Source organism: Roseateles sp. GW823-FHT07B05 (assembly GCF_058794515.1).
The window spans coordinates 283205-300626 of sequence record NZ_JBXAGX010000001.1 but is presented as its reverse complement, the minus strand read 5'-3'; the positions used below and the strand labels follow the sequence as shown (position 1 = coordinate 300626).

Annotated in this window: 13 protein-coding genes; 11 read left to right on the top strand and 2 right to left on the bottom strand. The window is 69.2% G+C overall.

Annotated features, from left to right (window positions below; all coding sequences use genetic code 11):
* Positions 1–9: 9 nt before the first annotated feature.
* From AC1Q7O_RS01335 to AC1Q7O_RS01320, 4 genes are all read left to right on the top strand, one after another.
* Positions 10–1263 carry a rhamnogalacturonan acetylesterase gene (locus AC1Q7O_RS01335; protein ID WP_492659283.1) on the top strand — a complete coding sequence of 418 codons (1254 nt, stop codon included), beginning with the start codon at positions 10–12 and terminating at the stop codon, positions 1261–1263.
* Positions 1263–2504 (top strand): serine hydrolase domain-containing protein, encoded by a 1242-nt coding sequence (locus tag AC1Q7O_RS01330; protein ID WP_492659284.1) that lies wholly within the window; start codon positions 1263–1265, stop codon positions 2502–2504. The genes AC1Q7O_RS01335 and AC1Q7O_RS01330 overlap by 1 nt, the downstream gene beginning before the upstream one ends.
* Before the next feature lie 199 nt (positions 2505–2703).
* Complete coding sequence (locus AC1Q7O_RS01325) at positions 2704–4533, top strand: rhamnogalacturonan lyase B N-terminal domain-containing protein (protein ID WP_492659285.1); 1830 nt, start codon at positions 2704–2706, stop codon at positions 4531–4533.
* Between the two features lie 17 nt (positions 4534–4550).
* Complete coding sequence (locus tag AC1Q7O_RS01320; RefSeq protein WP_492659286.1) at positions 4551–5216, top strand: PEP-CTERM sorting domain-containing protein; 666 nt, start codon at positions 4551–4553, stop codon at positions 5214–5216.
* Between the two features lie 64 nt (positions 5217–5280).
* On the opposite strand, the gene AC1Q7O_RS01315 is transcribed toward AC1Q7O_RS01320, so the two are convergent.
* Positions 5281–6663, bottom strand: coding sequence for an FGGY-family carbohydrate kinase (locus AC1Q7O_RS01315; protein WP_492662650.1), 1383 nt, complete (start codon positions 6661–6663; stop codon positions 5281–5283).
* Positions 6660–7541, bottom strand: coding sequence for a DeoR/GlpR family DNA-binding transcription regulator (locus AC1Q7O_RS01310; RefSeq protein ID WP_492659288.1), 882 nt, complete (start codon positions 7539–7541; stop codon positions 6660–6662). The genes AC1Q7O_RS01315 and AC1Q7O_RS01310 overlap by 4 nt, the downstream gene beginning before the upstream one ends.
* Positions 7542–8003: 462 nt before the next feature.
* Between AC1Q7O_RS01310 and AC1Q7O_RS01305 the strand changes: the two genes are divergently transcribed.
* The 7 genes from AC1Q7O_RS01305 to AC1Q7O_RS01275 are packed head-to-tail and all read left to right on the top strand — an operon-like array spanning position 8004 to position 17238.
* Positions 8004–10112 (top strand): bifunctional rhamnulose-1-phosphate aldolase/short-chain dehydrogenase, encoded by a 2109-nt coding sequence (locus AC1Q7O_RS01305; RefSeq protein WP_492659289.1) that lies wholly within the window; start codon positions 8004–8006, stop codon positions 10110–10112.
* A 16-nt stretch (positions 10113–10128) separates the two neighbouring features.
* Positions 10129–11424 (top strand): L-rhamnose catabolism isomerase, encoded by a 1296-nt coding sequence (rhaI, locus tag AC1Q7O_RS01300; protein ID WP_492659290.1) that lies wholly within the window; start codon positions 10129–10131, stop codon positions 11422–11424.
* Positions 11424–12803 (top strand): glycoside hydrolase family 28 protein, encoded by a 1380-nt coding sequence (locus tag AC1Q7O_RS01295; protein ID WP_492659291.1) that lies wholly within the window; start codon positions 11424–11426, stop codon positions 12801–12803. Before rhaI ends, AC1Q7O_RS01295 begins: the two co-directional genes overlap by 1 nt.
* A gap of 13 nt (positions 12804–12816) precedes the next feature.
* Positions 12817–13143 (top strand): L-rhamnose mutarotase, encoded by a 327-nt coding sequence (locus tag AC1Q7O_RS01290; RefSeq protein WP_492659292.1) that lies wholly within the window; start codon positions 12817–12819, stop codon positions 13141–13143.
* Complete coding sequence (locus AC1Q7O_RS01285) at positions 13107–13862, top strand: DUF6250 domain-containing protein (protein WP_492659293.1); 756 nt, start codon at positions 13107–13109, stop codon at positions 13860–13862. The genes AC1Q7O_RS01290 and AC1Q7O_RS01285 overlap by 37 nt, the downstream gene beginning before the upstream one ends.
* The gene (locus AC1Q7O_RS01280) at positions 13862–15400 is read left to right on the top strand and encodes an alpha-N-arabinofuranosidase (RefSeq protein WP_492659294.1); all 1539 of its coding nucleotides are present in this window, start codon (positions 13862–13864) and stop codon (positions 15398–15400) included. Before AC1Q7O_RS01285 ends, AC1Q7O_RS01280 begins: the two co-directional genes overlap by 1 nt.
* Positions 15400–17238, top strand: coding sequence for a glycoside hydrolase family 2 protein (locus AC1Q7O_RS01275; protein WP_492659395.1), 1839 nt, complete (start codon positions 15400–15402; stop codon positions 17236–17238). The genes AC1Q7O_RS01280 and AC1Q7O_RS01275 overlap by 1 nt, the downstream gene beginning before the upstream one ends.
* Positions 17239–17422 lie beyond the last annotated feature (184 nt).

The window sequence follows — 17422 nt, the reverse complement described above, 5'->3', positions numbered from 1 at the left end:
ACGACCACCATGAAGTTCCTGCTCCTCGCCGCCAGCCTGCTGGCCACCCCCGCCTGGGCGGCCGACACGCTGCGCTTCAACTTCGACGGCAAGCCGGCCCCGGGTGACGTGGCGGTCCAGGCCGACACCGCCTACAGCCGCGAGCGCGGCCATGGCTTCGAGGCCAGCGAGGCGCGCAACGCGGCCGGCCTGCCCTACTTCTTCTCGGTGGACCTGCCCGAAGGCAACTACCGCGTCACCGCCACGCTGGGCGCCGCCGCCGCCAGCGACACGACGATCAAGGCCGAGCTGCGCCGCCTGCAGCTGGACAGCGTCAAGCTGCCTGCCGGCGCCAGCGAGACGCGCACCTTCATCGTCAACGTGCGCACCGCCAACATCGCCGCAGCGCCCGGCGTGGAAGCGGGCCGCGTGAAGCTGAAGGAGCGCGAGATCGCCAGCGAGGCCTGGGCCTGGGACCGCCGGCTGACGCTGGAACTCAACGGCGCCCAACCCGCGCTGCGCCGCCTGGCCATCGAGCCCGTCTCCGTGCCCACCGTCTACCTGCTGGGCGACTCGACGGTGGCCGACCAGTCCGGCGAGCCCTACGCCAGCTGGGGCCAGATGCTCACCAGCCTGTTCAAGCCGACGGTGGCCGTGTCCAACCACGCCGAGTCGGGCGAGACCTTCCGCGACTCGCTGGCGCGCCGGCGCATCGACAAGATCCTGTCCACGCTGCAGCCCGGCGACACGGTGCTGCTGCAGTTCGGCCACAACGACCAGAAGCAGCAGAAGGACGGCAGCGGCAACGCCGAGACCTACAAGGCCGAGCTGCGCACGCACGCCGAACGCATCCTGGCGCGCGGCGGTGTGCCGGTCGTCGTGTCGTCGATGGAGCGGCGCAACTTCGACGCGGCTACCGGCAAGCTCAAGCCCAGCCTGACCGAGTACGCCAGCGCGGCACGCTCGGTGGCACAGGACATGAAGCTGGCCTTCATCGACCTCAACGCGATGAGCATCCAGTTCTACGAAGCGCTGGGGCCGGAGCGCTCGCAGCTGGCCCACCCGATGAACAACGGCAAGCTCGACAACACCCACCACAACAACTACGGCGCCATGCAGTTGGCCCGTTTGGTGGCGCTGGGCCTGCGGGAAGCCCGGGTGCCGGTGGCGGCGCAGCTGCGGGATGATCTGGGCGCCATCTCGGCGGCACAGCCGCCTGCGCCGGAGCAGTTCCGCGTCGCGGTCAGCCCCGGCTTCACCCAACTCCGACCACTCGGCGACTGATGAAGTCTCACCTGCTTGCCTTGGCGCTGGCCTGCGCCACGCTCACCCATGCTCCCGTCACCGTCGCTGCGCCGCGCGCGGAGGCCCTCACGGCGCAAGGCTTCTCGCCCGCGCGGCTGAAGCGCCTGGACGCCGCCATCGACGAGCAGATCGCCGCGAAGCAGCTCGCCGGCGGCGTGATGGCCGTGCTGCGCGACGGCCAGCCCGTCGTCTTCAAGGCCTACGGCCTGCGGGACGTCGAGAACGCCCAGCCCATGCGCACGGACACGATCTTCCGCATCGCGTCCATGACCAAGGCGCTGACGACCGTCGCGGCCATGATCCTGTACGAGGAAGGCCGCTTCCTGCTGAAGGACCCGGTGGCGCGCTACCTGCCGGCGTTCGCCAACCAGCAGGTCGCGCTGCCCGGTGGCGGCACCGAAAAGGCCCGCCGCCCGCTGACCATCCACGACCTGCTGACCCACACCGCCGGCATGAGCTACGGCCCGGGCCCCGCCAAGGCGGCCTATGACGCGGCCGGCATGAAGGACTGGTACCTCGTCGGCAACGACGAGACCCTGGCTCAATGGACCGACCGCTTCGCCGCGCTGCCGCTGCAGAGCCAGCCGGGCGAGCAGTTCATCTACGGCTACGCGACCGACGTGCTGGGCCGGCTGGTGGAGGTCGTCTCCGGCCAGCCGCTGGACCAGTTCATCAAGCAGCGCATCACCGACCCGCTGCGCATGCCCGACACCGGCTTTGCCGTGCCGCCCGAGAAGGCGGCGCGGCTGGCCAATGTCTACGGCCTGGAGGGCGGCCAGCTCAAGCTGTTCGAGACGTCGGCGAAGAGCGACTTCGTCAACGGCCCGCGCAAGCTGCTGTCCGGCGGCGCCGGCATGGTGAGCACGGCGGGCGACTACACGCGCTTCCTGCAGATGCTGCTGAACAAGGGGCAGCTGGACGGCCAGCGCATCCTCTCGCCCAAGACCGTCGAGCTGATGACGGCCGACCATCTCGCCGACAAGTCGCGCGGCGACGCCGACGGCTTCGGCCTGGGCTTCTGGGTCAACGTGAAGGCGGGCGGCTTCAAGGAGCTGGGCAGCGAAGGCGCGTTCGGCTGGGGCAGCGCCTACTTCCCGCAGTACACGGTGGACCCGAAGGAGCGTCTGGTCATCCTGCTGATGACGCAGCTGCGCCCGGCCGGCAACTCCACGCTGGCCCTGCGCGTGCGCAACCTGACCTACCAGGCACTGCTGCGCTGACGCGCCAAGCCATCGCGAATTCCACGCGGGGAGCGCTACCGCAATCACGCCTTGATATAGCGAGGCAGCGTGAGCGCCGTACCGCGATGAAACGCTCACGCGCTTGACTCCACAGGGGGGTCAGGTCTCCATAGAGTCCGCCGCCACGGGCGCAGCAAGCGCTGCATGCCGTGAACTAAGACACATAACTGGAGACCTCATGACCACGACATGCACGCGCCCGCAATGGGCGCGCAGGCTGGCCGCCGGCGTGCTCGCCGCGACCCTCGCCCCTGCGGCGCTGGCCGCGTTCAGCATCACCACCGTCCACGACAACAACAACCCGGCGCGGCCGCAGTACGTCATCGACACCGATGGCGGCCTCGTCTTCAAGGTGCGGGGCTGGGACGCGAGCAGCACCACCGCGATCGGCGACCTCTCCAGCATGGTCTACAAGGGCGTGGAGTACGCCGACCCGTCGCGCGGCACGCAGCTGAACTCGGGGGCTGACTGGCTCTACAACGGCGTCAGCGCCGTGGGCCTGAAGGTCGAGGCGGTCAGCGCCAACGGCACCGTGACGCCGGCGTCCACGGCCAACGGCGGCGTGGTCAACGCGAGCGACTACATCCGCGTCACGCTGACCAGCACCAGCACCAAGGGCGGCATGCTGACGCACTACTACGTGGTCCGGCGCGGCGAGTCCAACATCCACATGGGCACGCACTTCACCGAGCAGCCCGACGTGCACGGCCTGGTGCGCTTCATCGCGCGCATCCCCGTCGCGAAACTGCCCAACGGCGGGCCGGCCCAGGCGGCCGGCGGCCTGCTCACCTACGGCGGCGAGAGCTTCTGGGCCGAGGACCTGCGCGGCACCGGCGGCGCCATCGAGGCCAGCGACGTGTTCGGCTTCCCGAGCACCGACGCCCGCTACGGCCAGACCCGCTCCAAGCACTACGCCAACCGCCGGCTGAAGGACTGGGAGTTCGTCGGCGGCAGCGGCCCCGGCGTGGGCATCTGGTTCTGGCGCGACAACAACGAGGGCGGCTCCGGCGGGCCCTTCTACCGCAGCCTGCTGCAGCAGATCACCGGCACGAACAACGAGCTGACCTACATCGTCAACTACGGCGAGGCCCAGACGGAAGCCTTCCGCATGGGCGTGCTGAACACGTACACGATGATCTTCAACGACGGCTCGGCGCCGACGGCCAGGCCCGACACCAGCTGGTACGGCCAGCTGAACCTGCTGGGCTACGTGCCGCCGGTGGGCCGCGGCTCGGTCAGTGGCGCAGGGCTGACGGGCCGCATCGCCGGCCTGCCCTACACCGTGGGCTTCGCCAATGCGCAGGCGCAGTACTGGGCCGACGCCGACCCGGTGGACGGCCACTTCACGGCCACCGGCATGCTGCCGGGCACCTACACGATGACGGTCTACAAGGGCGAACTGGCCGTGCAGACCGGCTCGGTGACGGTGACCGCCAACGCCAACTACGCGCTGAACCCCGTCGCCATCACGGCCGACCCCGAGACCACGCCGGCGCTGTGGCGCATCGGCCATTGGGACGGCACGCCGCAGGAGTTCATCAACGGCGACAAGCTGACCTTCATGCACCCCAGCGACGTGCGCATGGCGTCGTGGAACGTCGCGCCCTTCGTCGTCGGCCAGTCCAACCCGGCCACGCAATGGCCGGCCTACCAATGGAAGGACGTCAACAACGGCCTGCAGGTGCGCTTCACGCTCAGGCGCGGCCAGAACACGGCGCCCCTGCGGCTGCGGCTGGGCGTGTCGGCCGACTTCGCCGGCGCGCGCCCGCAGGTCACCGTCAACAGCTGGGCCTCCGGCATCCCGGCCGCGCCACCCAAGGTGTCGCGCAACCTGACGGTGGGCACCTACCGCGGCTTCAACCGCACGTACACGTTCGACATCCCGGCGGCACAGCTGGTCGTCGGCACCAACGTGCTGACCATCAACACCGTCAGCGGCACGGCCGGCGCAGGCTTCCTGAGCCCGGCGCTGTCCTTCGACGCCATCGACCTCGTCTCGGCACAGTGAACGCGACCAACAGCATCATGAAGAAGCTCCTCCTCCCCCTGCTGTCCTGCCCCTTCATCGCGCTGCCGGCGGCAGCCGCCGTCGTGCAGACCACCGGTGCCGGCAGCGCCACGCCCGGTGCCACGCACCTGACCTACGCGGCCGACTTCGAGGCCAACACCAACCTCGACAGCCCCTGGGCCGAAGGTGGCCTGGAATTCACGCACACCGGCCTGGCCAACGACAACGGGGGCTGCGGCTATGCCGGCGTGGACTGCGTGGCAGCGCCCGGCCAGCCCTACAGCGAAGCCTTCTCGGGCAACTACTTCGCCACGGCGGGCACCAACGCCTACCTGTCCATCCGCAGCCTGGGCGCCCGGCTCAACGGCATCGAGTTCGCGGTGGACTCCGGCTACCTCGCCATCAACGTGCTGTGGCAGACCTGGCTGGACGGCGTGCTGACCGGCAGCGGCAAGGTGTCGCTGGGCGCGGCCGGCATCGGCGACGTGCTGGGGCTCAGCGACGCGGCGGGCTTCAGCGAAGTGCGCGTCTACGCGTTCGACAGCGCCAGTGACAACAGCGGCTACAGCGCGCCTGCCATCGACAGCGTGCGCGCATTCACCATTCCCGAGCCGGGCTCGCTGGCGCTGGCCTCGCTGGCCGGCCTGGGCGTGGCAGGCCTGCGGCGCCGCCGCCGCGCCTGAGCCCGCGCACCAACGAAAACAGCCGGCATGCGCCGGCTGTTTTCTCTTGGGTGAACCGTCTGCGTCAGGCCGCTGCGGCCCGTGCCCGCCAGGCGTCGCGGTAGGCGCGCCAGCCGGCCGGGTTCCAGGCCTTGACCGGCGCGTCGGCCGGCTGGGCCTCGCGGCCCCAGGTGTCCAGCAGCCAGGCGCCGCAGGTCGTGCCGCTGCTGTCGTCGGACACCGTCACGTCGCGCCCCTCCGCCAGCCCCGCCAGCAGCGGGCCGAACCACGGGTTGGCCGTGAACGCGCCTTCGACGACGACGCGGCCGCTGGCGCCCAGCGCGTCCAGGCAGTGGTCGGTCATCAGCGCCACGTACAGCGTGGCCAGCGCGGCGCGCTCGGCGTCGGTCTGCGGCATGGCACCTTCCATGCGGCCTGCCTGGCCGGCGAACGGGCCACCCGTTTCGGCGAAGCAGGGCAGCGCCATCGTCTGCCGTGCGATCAGCCGCTCGATATCCTCGTTCGTGAACGGCGCCGGACGCTCGCCGGCGATGGCGCCGAACTCGCGACCGCCCATGAAGCGCATGCAGGGCACGGCGTCGCCGAAGACGTCGCAGTTGGCCAGCATGTCCTGCGCCTCGACCAGCGGCCGGGTCGCCGAGCCCAGTGCCGCGGCGATGACCCAGGTGCCGGTGGACAACACCGTGCAGGGCCCGCTCTGCTGCAGCGTCAGCAGATGGCGCAGCAGCGACGCGTTGCTGTCGTGGATGCCGCAGACGACCTCGCAATCCGCGGGCAGCCCGGTGTCGGCCGCCAGCTCGGGCCGCAGCGTGCCCAGCCGCGCCCAGGCGTCACGCCGCTCGGGGAACAGGCGCTCCCAGCCCGCACGTTCGACCAGGCTGGAGAAGCCGCCCTCGGCGGGACGCCACAGGTCGGTGTGGCAGCCCAGCGAGGTGACCTCGCTGGCCGCCACGCCGCACAGGCGCCAGGCCCAGTACTGCGGGTACATCAGCACCTGCTTCGCCCGCGCGAACTCGGCGGGAAAGCGCGCGGCCAGCCAGTCCAGCTGGCGGCCGAGGTTGAGGCCTGCCGGCAGCTGCGGCGACCCGCTGTCGCTGAACGCAGGGCGCAGCGATGCATAACGTGCCGCATCGGTGGCGTCGCCGGGGACGTGCTCGTAGTCCAGCACGGGCAGCACGAGGCCGGTGTCGTCCACCAGCGCTGCCGTGGCGCCATGCGTGACCGGCACGATGGCGCGGATGCGCGCCAGCGCCGACAGCTCGCGCAGCTGGCCCAGCATCCAGGCCCACAGCCGCTCGGTGTCGTGGTGCGGGTACGGCGCCATGCTGCGCACGGTGTTGGGCGTGCGCGCCTCGGCCAGCGTCTTGCCGTCGCCGTCGATGAGGGTCAGCTTGGCGTTGGTCTTGCCGATGTCGAGGACGACGGTTCCGGAGGGCAAAGCGCTCAAGAGTTCAGCCCTGCGTGACGGTGGTAAGCGCCCGACTCCAGCACGGCCGCATAGTCATGCGAACTCATGGCCGAAGCCTCCACCACGCGAGGGTCCACGGCTTCCGGTTCCACGGTGATGACGCGCACGCCGTAGTGCTCCAGCAGTTGCACCGCGCTGTCGGACGCGCCGGTGTCGGTGATGACGGTGGACACGCGGTTCAGCCCGCACAGCACCAGGCCGGCCTTGCGCTGGAACTTGGAGCTGTCCACCAGCACGACGAGTTCCTCGGCCTGGCCGATCAGGCGCTTCTCGGCCTGGATCAGCAGCGGGTCGGCTTCCATCAGGCCCAGGATGCTCAGGCCGTAGACGCCCATGAACATCTTGGCCGCGTAGTGGTGCTGGGCCACGTCGTTCTCGAACGGGCTCAGGATGACGTTCTGCTCGCGGTAGACCTTGCCGCCGGGCAGGATGATCTCGTTGTCGCTGGTGACGAGCAGGCGCTCGGCCATCAGGAAGGAGTTCGTGAGAATCTTCAGCTGTTTCTCGACGAGAAACTCCGCCATCATGAACGTGGTCGTGCCGCCGTTGATGATGATGGTTTCGCCGTTATTGCACATCGACGTCGCATAACGGGCGATGGCACGTTTGGCAGCAGTATGTTGCTGGGCGTTGTTTTGAAAAGTCTCGCTGCTCAGCGTGTAGGACTTTTTCTTTTGCTCCAGCCGCTGCGCGCCGCCGCGCGTGCGCGTCAGCTGGTTTTTCGCGGCCAGCCAGGAAATATCCCGGCGCACCGTCGCGGCCGAAGCCGACAACCACTCCATCAATTGCTGGACGCTGGCGTGCTCACGCTCGTCCAGCAGTTTGAGCAGACGTTTGTGACGCTTGTGATTGATCATGGAAGCCACCTTGTTCTCGGGCGCCCTCCTGCAGCGGCGGCGACCGTTGTCTCTCGGAAGTTGCCCGACCTCTTGGGGTGGGCATCGCTTTGCCGGACGGCACCGTCATCGGCGCCTTCCCGGGTCACGCCGCGGGCCGTGGGCCTCGGAGCGCCGTCGCCATGTTGCAGTGCAATCAAGATCGCTCAGATCGCAGGTGAAACACAGTACCGAAAGCAGATTACGTCAATCCCATGACGGGGTCAATCAACAAACGCTCACGGCCGTGAGCGTTTCGTGAGCGGCACCGGCGCGGTGCGCGCTTTCGCTCATCCTTTTGATTTCCTGTGGACAGGCCGCGCCGCTGGCGGTGTTTCGGCTCACACTGCGGCCCGTTTCCACCATGGACAACCCGCCGATGACGGGTGCCGGACCCGCAACCGCGGCCACGGCGATGAATACGGACTGATTACAGGCACGCTGATGACCGCTAATTCCCAAACCTCCGCTCAAACCCCGATCGTCTCCAAGTGGGACGATGCCGTGGCGGCCAAGTTGAGCGAACCCGAACTGCTGCTTTATCGCTCCAATCTGCTGGGCTCGGATTTGCGCGTGACGAATTTCGGCGGCGGCAATACCTCGGCCAAGGTCACGATGCGCGACCACCTGACCGGCGACGACGTGCAGGTGCTGTGGGTCAAGGGCTCGGGCGGCGACCTGGGCTCCATCAAGCTGGATGGTTTCTCCACGCTCTACATGGACAAGCTGAACGCGCTGAAGAAGCGTTATCGCGGCCTGGAACATGAAGACGAGATGGTGGATTACCTGCCGCACTGCACGTTCAACCTGAACCCGCGTGCCGCGAGTATCGATACCCCCCTGCACGCCTACATCCCGAAGGCGCATGTCGACCACATGCACCCGGACGCGATCATCGCCATCGCCGCCTGCGCCGACAGCAAGCGCCTGACCGAAGTGATCTTCGGCGGCCAGCTGGGCTGGCTGCCCTGGCAGCGCCCCGGCTACGACCTGGGCCTGAAGCTGGAAGCGCTGGCCACGTCGCAACCGAACCTGAAGGGCATCATCCTGGAAGGCCACGGCCTGTTCACCTGGGGTGACACCGCCAAGAGCTGCTACGAGATCACGCTGGACATGATCCGCCTGGCCGAGCAGTGGCTGAACGAGAACATCAAGCAGCCGGTGTTCGGCGGCGTGAAGACCGTGACGCTGGCTGCCGAACAGCGTGCCGCCATCGCCGCCAAGCTGATGCCCGCGCTGCGCGGCCGCATCAGCGCCGACGAGCGCAAGCTCGGCGACTTCAACGACAGCGCTGCGGTGCTGGAGTTCGTCGGCAGCAACGACCTGGTAAAGCTGGCCGCGCTGGGCACGTCCTGCCCCGACCACTTCCTGCGCACCAAGATCCGCCCGCTGGTGCTGGACTTCGACCCCAGCAACCCCGATGTGGACGCCGTGCTGGCCGGCCTGGATGCCGCGCTGGAAGCCTACCGCGCCGACTACCGCGCCTACCACGAGCGCTGCAAGCGCCCGACCAGCCCGGCCGTGCGTGATGCCAACCCCATCATCTACCTGATCCCCGGCGTCGGCATGCTGTCCTTCGCCAAGGACAAGGCCACCGCCCGCATCGCCGGCGAGTTCTACATCAACGCCATCAACGTGATGCGCGGCGCCAACGGCGTCGACAAGTATGTCGGCCTGCCCGAGCAGGAAGCCTTCGACATCGAGTACTGGCTGCTCGAAGAAGCCAAGCTGCAGCGCATGCCCAAACCCAAGAGCCTGGCCGGCCGCGTGGCCCTGGTCACCGGCGGCGCCGGTGGCATCGGCCAGGCCGTCGCCCGCCAGCTGCTGCAGGAAGGCGCCTGCGTCATGCTGACCGACATCGACGCCGGCGCGCTGGAAGAAGCCAAGGCCAACCTGCTGAAGGTCGGCGGCAAGGATGCCATCGCCACCGTGCAGGGCAACATCACGTCCGAGTCGGAAGTGGAAGCCGTGCTGACGGCCACCGCGCTGCGCTTCGGCGGCCTGGACATCCTCGTGTCCAACGCCGGCATCGCCTCGGCCGCGCCGCTGGAAGACACGACGCTGGAAATCTGGCAACGCAACCAGGACATCCTGGTGACCGGCTACTTCCTGGTCGGCCGTGGCGCCTTCCGCCTGATGAAGCAGCAGAAGATCGGCGGCTCGATGGTGTTCGTCGCCAGCAAGAACGGCCTGGTCGCCTCCGCCGGCGCGTCCGCCTACTGCACGGCCAAGGCCGCTGAAATCCACCTGGCCCGCTGCATCGCGCTGGAAGGCGCGGCCATCGGCGTGCGCGTCAACGTCGTCAACCCCGACGCCGTCATCCGCGGCTCGCGCATCTGGGACGGCAAGTGGAAGGAAGAGCGTGCCGCGTCGAACAAGATCGACTCGGACAACATCGAAGAGTTCTACCGCCAGCGCAGCATGCTCAAGCTCAGCGTGCTGCCGGAAGACATCGCCGAAGCGGTGTACTTCATGGCCAGCGACAAGTCCGGCAAGAGCACGGGTAACGTGCTGAACGTGGACGCCGGCAACGCCGCCGCGTTCACGCGTTGAGCCGCAGGAGACACCCATGACCAAGCACATCATCGACGCGGGCCAGGTCGAGCAACACAACGCCAAGCTGCGCGCCGAGCTGCAGGCCGACTACGACGCGCTGGGCGGCATGCTGTCCCGTCGCGGCGTGGACATCGAGGCGCTGACCGCCAAGGCCCAGACCTTCGCGGTGGCCGTGCCCAGCTGGGGCGCCGGCACCGGCGGCACGCGCTTCGCGCGTTTCCCCGGCAAGGGCGAGCCGCGTGACGTGACCGAGAAGCTGGAAGACTGCGCCGTCATCAACCAGCTGACGCGCGCCACCCCGGCCGTGTCGCTGCACTTCCCCTGGGACAAGCCGAGTGACCCGAAGGCCCTGCGCCAGCAGGCTGACGAGTTGGGCCTGGGCTTTGACGCCGTCAACAGCAACACCTTCCAGGACCAGGCCGGCCAGGCCCACACCTACAAGTTCGGCAGCCTGACCTCCACGAGCCAGGCCTCCCGCGAGCAGGCTGTCCAGCACAACATCGACTGCATCGAGCTGGGCAAGACGCTGGGCTCCAAGGGCCTGACCGTGTGGGTGGGCGACGGCGCCAACTTCCCCGGCCAGAGCAACCTGCGCGGCGCGCTGGAGCGCTACATCGACAGCGCCAAGGGCATCTACGCGGCCCTGCCGGCCGACTGGCTGATGTACATCGAGCACAAGCTGTTCGAGCCGGCGTTCTACTGCTCCGTCATCGCCGACTGGGGCACCAGCTTCGCCGTGGCGCAGACGCTGGGCGAGAAGGCCAAGTGCCTGGTGGACCTGGGCCACCACGCGCCCAACACCAACATCGAGATGATCGTGGCGCGTCTGGCGCAGTTCGGCAAGCTCGGCGGCTTCCACTTCAACGACAGCAAGTACGGCGACGACGACCTGGACTCGGGCTCCATCGACCCGTTCCAGCTGTTCCTGGTCTTCAACGAGCTGGCCGACGCCACGCTGCGTGACGGCACCTTCAGCCCGGCCTACATGCTGGACCAGTCGCACAACGTGACCGACCCCATCGAAAGCCTGATGAGCAGCGCCGTCGAAGTGCAGCGCGCCTTCGTGCAGGCCGCGCTGGTGGACCGCGCCACACTGGCCGGCCTCCAGGAAAGCAACGACGTGCTGCAGGCCGCGCAGACGCTGAAGAAGGCCTTCCGCACCGACGTGAGCCCCATCCTCGCGATGGCCCGCCTGCGCTCGGGCGGCGCGGTCGACCCGGTGGCGGCCTACCGCGCCAGCGGCTACCGCGAACAGGTCGCCGTCAAGCGCCCGCCGAAGGCTGGCGCTTCAGGCTCCGGCATCGTCTGATGACGCGGGCTTGCGTGGAAGCGCAGGCCTACGGTGCACGCGGCGACGGGTGCACCCTCAACACCCGCGCCCTGCAGGCCGCCATCGATGCGGCGGCCTTGGCAGGCGCGGAGTTGCGTCTGGGCCCCGGTGTCTACCTGACAGGCGCCCTCTTCCTGAAGACCGGCATGACGCTGCGGCTGGACCGCGGCGCCACGCTGCTCGGCTCGCGTGACCTGGCCGACTACCCGCTGCTACCCACCCGCGTCGCCGGCATCGAGATGCGCTGGCCGGCGGCCCTCGTCAACATCTACGGCGAGCACGATGTGAGCCTCACCGGCGAAGGCTGCATCGACGGCGACGGCAAGGTCTTCTGGGACAGCTACTGGGCCTTGCGCGCCACCTACGAGCCGCGCGGCCTGCGCTGGGCGTCGGACTACGACTGCCAGCGCCCGCGGCTGATCCAGGTCTTCGAGTCGTCGCGCATCCACATCGGCGGCGGCCTGCTGCTGCGCCGCTCCGGCTTCTGGACGCTGCACCTCTGCTACTCGGAGGACGTGGCCGTCGACGACGTCGTCATCCGCAACAACGACGACGCGCACGGGCCGTCCACCGACGGCATCGACATCGACTCCTGCCGCCGCGTGCAGATCCGCCACGCCGACATCGCCGTCAACGACGACGCGCTGTGCCTGAAGGCCGGCCGCGACGCCGACGGCCTGCGCGTGGCGCGGCCCTGCGAGGACATCACCCTCAGCGACTGCGTGGTCCGCGAGGGCGCCGCCGGCCTCACCTTCGGCAGCGAGACCTCCGGCGGCTTTCGCCGCATCACGGCCGAGCGCATCACCGTGCATGCGCCGGTGCCGGTGGGGCTGCTGTTCAAGAGCGCGCCCACACGCGGCGGCTTCATCGACGGCGTGACCCTCAGCGACCTCAGCCTGCACGACGTGCCGGTCGCGGTGCGCGCGACGATGAACTGGAACCCCGCCTACAGCCGCGCCCACATCCCCGACGCCGAGCGCGCCAACGCGCCGGCGCACTGGCGGGCGCTGGCCGCGCCGGTGCCGCCAGCGCAGGGCCGCACGCAGGTGCGCGGCGTCACCATCAACGGCCTGACCGCCCGCGGCGCGGATGTCGCCTTCGAGGTGGACGCCGACAGCCAGGCCCCGCTGCGCGACTTCCGCTTCACCGACCTGGACCTGCAGGCCCGCCGCGGCGGCCACGTGCTGGACGTGCTGGGCTGGCGCTTCGCGAACTGCCGGCTGCGGCTGGGCACGCCCATCGCGCTGGGGCCCGGCGCGGCGCTGGCAGGCCTGAGCACGGAACACTGGTCCGTCGACCCCGCGCTGCAGCGCCGCGATGTGTCCAGCCGCCCCATGGCCGAACAAGACGTTCTCTAGGAGACAAAGCAACATGAGCGACCACGAGATCCGCGCTTTCAAGATGCAACTCAAGCCAGGCGTGGTGCCTGAGTACAAGAAGCGCCACGACGAGCTGTGGCCCGACCTGGCCGAGGCGCTGCGCGGCGCCGGCATTCACGACTACTCCATCTTCCTGGACGAGAGCACGCTGAGCCTGTTCGCGGTGCTCAAGCTCAAGCCCGGCTACCCGATCGACGAACTGCCGACACTGCCCGTCATGCGCCGCTGGTGGGACTACATGGCCCCGCTGATGGAGGTCGAACCCGACAACAAGCCGCGCCAATGGGACCTGCCCTCCGTCTTTCACTTTGCGGGCTGATCCTCAGCCTCCCGCTGACGGCGACCGCGTGGTGCGAGCCGCCGCGCAAGCTGGCGCCCGTCGCCGCTGACGACTTCCGCACCGGCCTCGCCCGCTGGCGGCTGGAGGCCGAGGATGCGCGCGCCGTCGTCACCGCCGCGGGCGGTGTGCTGGACATCGCCACGCCCGCCGGCCTGAGCCTGTGGTGGCGCGAGCCGCTGTCGGGCGACTACGCCGTGCGCTTCACCGCCGTGGCGCTGCCCGCGCCCGCCAGCGCCGGTGCGCTCGCAGGCCGGCTGTCGGACCTGAACATGTTCTGGAACGCGCTCGAGGCCGATGGCAGCGAGCCCTACCCGCGCAGCGGCAAGTTCGCCGGCTACGACACGCTGCCGACCTACTACGCCGGCTTCGGCGCCAACGGCAACACGACGACGCGGCTGCGCCACTACACGGGCAGCACGCGCCAACTGCTAACCGGTTTTTCTGACGGTGCCATCGCCGAGGCGGGCGAAGCCCCGATGACGCCGCAGACCCGATTGCAGGCGGGCAAACCGCTCAGCATCGAGATTGTTTCGCGTCAACCGACGCCGGCCGATCCCGTTCACCTGCGCTGGGCGGTCGACAGCAACGAAGTCTTTACGCACGCCGATCCCAATCCCCGCCTGCACGGCTACTTCGCGTTCCGCACGACCGCGAGTCGATTGCAGATCAGAGACTTCCAGATCCTTCGCTGCCAATGATGAAACACCTGCTCCCCGCCCTCAGCCTTGCCACCTCGCTTGCTGTCTCGGCGGCGGAGCCGGTGAAGCTGGACATCCAGGCCGACAAGCCAGGCCCCGTCATCGCGCGGCAGATCTACGGCCAGTTCGCCGAGCACCTCGGCAGCGGCGTCTACGGCGGCCTGTGGGTGGGGCCGGACAGCAAGATCCCCAACGTGCGCGGCTGGCGCAGCGACGTTGTCGGTGCGCTGAAGGCGATCAAGGTGCCGGTGGTGCGCTGGCCCGGCGGCTGCTTTGCCGACGAGTACCACTGGCGCGACGGCATCGGCCCGCAGTCGCAGCGCCCGCCCCGCGTCAACACCAGCTGGGGCGGCGTCATCGAACCCAACACGGTGGGCACGCACGAGTTCATGGACCTGGCCGAGCAGCTCGGCACCGAGGTCTACATCAACGCCAACCTCGGCTCCGGCACCGTGCAGGAAATGGCGCAGTGGCTGGAGTACCTGACGGCCGAGGGCGACACCGCGCTGGCCCGCGAGCGCCGCGCCAACGGCCGCGACAAGCCCTGGCGCATCCAGTACTGGGGCATCGGCAACGAGAGCTGGGGCTGTGGCGGCAACATGAAGCCGGGCTATTACGCGGACCTCTACAAGCAGTGGGCCACCTTCGCCAAGGCACCGCGCGGCAACCGGCCCAAGCTCGTCGCCAGCGGCGGCCAGGAGCTGGAGCTGCACTGGACCGAGACGCTCAGCGCCGAGATCAAGCAGATGAGTGCCATCACCCACCACCAGTACTCGCTGCCCACGCGCGACTGGAAGAAGAAGGGCGCGGCCGTGGGCTTCCCGGAGGCCGAGTGGATCTCCACGCTGGCCGTGCCGCAGACCATCGACGGCTACCTCGCCAAGCACCGCGAGATCCTGGACCGCAACGACCCGGCCAAGAAGTTCGCCATCTACTTCGACGAGTGGGGCAGCTGGTACGACCCCGAGCCCGGCACCGACCCCGGCTTCCTGGTCCAGCGCAACACGATGCGCGACGCGGTGCTGGCCGCGCTGCACTTCCATGTCTTCCACCGCCACGCCGACCGCGTGAAGATGGCCAACATCGCGCAGATGGTCAACGTGCTGCAGGCCATGATCGTCACCGACAAGGACCGCATGGTGCTGACGCCCAGCTACCACGTGTTCGCGATGCACCTGCCGTTCATGGATGCCACGTCGCTGCCTGTGCAGCTGGCCGGCGTGCCCGACTACACCTTGGGCAAGTACAGCATCCCCGGGCTGAGCGCGAGCGCCGCGAAGTCGGTCGACGGCAAGCTGCTGCTGAGCCTGACGAACACCCACCCCAACGACGCGCTGCCGCTGCAGCTCGCCGTCGGCGGCAAGGGCGTGCGCGCCGTGACCGGCCAGCTGCTGACCGCCGCGACGATGGACGCGCAGAACTGGTTCGACGCGCCCGACCGCGTCAAGCCGCAGCCCTTCAAGGCCGAGGCCAGGAACGGCCTGCTGGCACTGAACATCCCGGCCAAGTCCGTGCTGGTGCTGGAGGTGCAGCCGTGATGCGCCGCTTCATCGCGCTGCTCGCCGTCGTCGCCGGCACGGCGTCCGCCGCCGACGCGCTGCGCCCGCCGCTGCTGCTGACGGCCCGCACCGCCACGCAGGACCTGGGTGGCACCTGGACCTACTCCAAGGACTACTACCGCACCAGCCTGACCGACATCAACGGCTGGGTCGCCAAGTCGCGCATGCAGCGCTTCCGCGACGTGGACGTGGCGGCCGAGGAGAAAAAGACCGGCCCGACCTTCTTCGAGTTCGACCTCGACCGCGGCCCGACGATGACGCTGCCCGGCGCGTGGAACTCGGCCGTGCCCGAGCTGCGCTGGTACGACGGGCTGATCTGGTTCCAGCGCCGCTTCGATGCGAAGCTGGTGCCCGGCCAGCGCAGCTTCCTGCGCTTCGAGGCGGTGAACTACCGCGCCTCGGTCTACCTGAACGGCAAGCCCATCGCCCAGCACGAGGGCGGCTTCACGCCCTTCGTCGTCGAGGTGACCGACACGCTGCGCGCGCAGGGCAACCGCCTCGTCGTCGGCGTGGACTCGAAGCACGACGCGCAGAGCATCCCCGGCGAGATCACCGACTGGGACCTCTACGGCGGCATCACGCGGCCGGTCACCCTGATCCAGACGCAGGGCACCTTCATCGACGACGCGACGCTGCGCCTCAACGATGCCGGCCGGCTGGTCGGCAGCGCCCAGCTGAACGGCCCGCAGTCGGCCAACCAGCCGGTGACCCTGCGCATCGCGGCGCTGGGCGTCACGCTGCAGGCCCGCACCGACGCCAACGGCGAAGCACGCTTCGACACGCCCGCGCCCGCATCGCTGAAGCGCTGGTCGCCCGAGGCGCCGACGCTGTACGACGTCGACTTCGAGGCCGGCGGGGACCGCGTGCGCGACCGCATCGGCTTCCGCACGATCGCCGTGCGCGGCAGCGACGTGCTGCTGAACGGCAAGCCGGTGTTCCTGAAGGGCATCTCCATCCACGAGGAAGAGATAGCCCCCAACCCCGCCCGCCGCCTCGACGAGGCCGCTGCGCGCCGGCTGCTCGGCGAGGTGAAGCACGGCCTGCACGGCAATTACGTGCGCCTCTCGCACTACCCGCACAACGAGACCATGCTGCGCATGGCCGACGAACTGGGCCTGCTGGTGTGGAGCGAGATCCCCGTCTACTGGACGGTGGACTGGGACAACCCCGCAGTGCTGGACAAGGCCCGCCGCATGCAGGCCGAGACGATCTACCGCGACCGCAACCGCGCCGCGCTGGTGCTGTGGAGCATCGGCAACGAGACGCCGGTGGCCGACAACCGCACGCGCTTCCACGCCGCGCTGGCGCAGACCGTGCGCGCGCTGGACGACAGCCGCCTCGTCTCCGCGGCGCTGCTGGTGGAGCGCAAGGGCGACGTCATCCAGCTCGCCGACCCGCTGCTCGCGGCCCTCGACGTCATCGCCGTCAACACGTATGCCGGCTGGTACGGCGACGACACGCTGGAAGGTGTGGCACGGCTGAGCTGGAAGCTGCCGGCGGACAAGCCGCTGCTGTTCTCCGAGTTCGGCGCCGACGCGCAGGCCGGTTTCCGCGACCCGACGCTGCGCCGCAAATTCAGCGAGGACTACCAGGCCGACTACTACCGCGCCACGCTCGCGATGGCCGCCCAGGTGCCCACGCTGCGCGGCCTGTCGCCCTGGGTGCTGAAGGACTTCCGCTCACCACGCCGCGAGCACCCGGTCTTCCAGAACGGCTGGAACCGCAAGGGCCTGATCTCCGAGACGGGGCAGCGCAAGCTGGCCTTCACTGTCCTCGCCGACTGGTATGCGGCCCCTCGTCCAGTCCCGCCGCGCTGAACGCGGGCGAGCCTGGCCGGTCCCCCAAGGGGACGGCGATGCATGCGGCATTGAGCCGCATGCACATCGCCTAGCGGGCCGGCTTGGTGAACTGGAGTCGGACACAAACAGTCCCTGCGGACTGGTTGTGCCTACGACAGGCCAAGGGCCTCTGGCCCTTGGCAGCCCAGCGCTCGGCCCGAAG

Coding starts and splice junctions, on each gene's coding strand:
- AC1Q7O_RS01305 (WP_492659289.1), top strand. CDS start 8,004: ATGACCGCTAATTCCCAAACCTCCGCTCAAACCCCGATCGTCTCCAAG.
- AC1Q7O_RS01310 (WP_492659288.1), bottom strand. CDS start 7,541: ATGATCAATCACAAGCGTCACAAACGTCTGCTCAAACTGCTGGACGAG.
- AC1Q7O_RS01285 (WP_492659293.1), top strand. CDS start 13,107: ATGGGACCTGCCCTCCGTCTTTCACTTTGCGGGCTGATCCTCAGCCTC.
- AC1Q7O_RS01320 (WP_492659286.1), top strand. CDS start 4,551: ATGAAGAAGCTCCTCCTCCCCCTGCTGTCCTGCCCCTTCATCGCGCTG.
- rhaI (WP_492659290.1), top strand. CDS start 10,129: ATGACCAAGCACATCATCGACGCGGGCCAGGTCGAGCAACACAACGCC.
- AC1Q7O_RS01295 (WP_492659291.1), top strand. CDS start 11,424: ATGACGCGGGCTTGCGTGGAAGCGCAGGCCTACGGTGCACGCGGCGAC.
- AC1Q7O_RS01280 (WP_492659294.1), top strand. CDS start 13,862: ATGAAACACCTGCTCCCCGCCCTCAGCCTTGCCACCTCGCTTGCTGTC.
- AC1Q7O_RS01330 (WP_492659284.1), top strand. CDS start 1,263: ATGAAGTCTCACCTGCTTGCCTTGGCGCTGGCCTGCGCCACGCTCACC.
- AC1Q7O_RS01335 (WP_492659283.1), top strand. CDS start 10: ATGAAGTTCCTGCTCCTCGCCGCCAGCCTGCTGGCCACCCCCGCCTGG.
- AC1Q7O_RS01290 (WP_492659292.1), top strand. CDS start 12,817: ATGAGCGACCACGAGATCCGCGCTTTCAAGATGCAACTCAAGCCAGGC.
- AC1Q7O_RS01325 (WP_492659285.1), top strand. CDS start 2,704: ATGACCACGACATGCACGCGCCCGCAATGGGCGCGCAGGCTGGCCGCC.
- AC1Q7O_RS01275 (WP_492659395.1), top strand. CDS start 15,400: ATGCGCCGCTTCATCGCGCTGCTCGCCGTCGTCGCCGGCACGGCGTCC.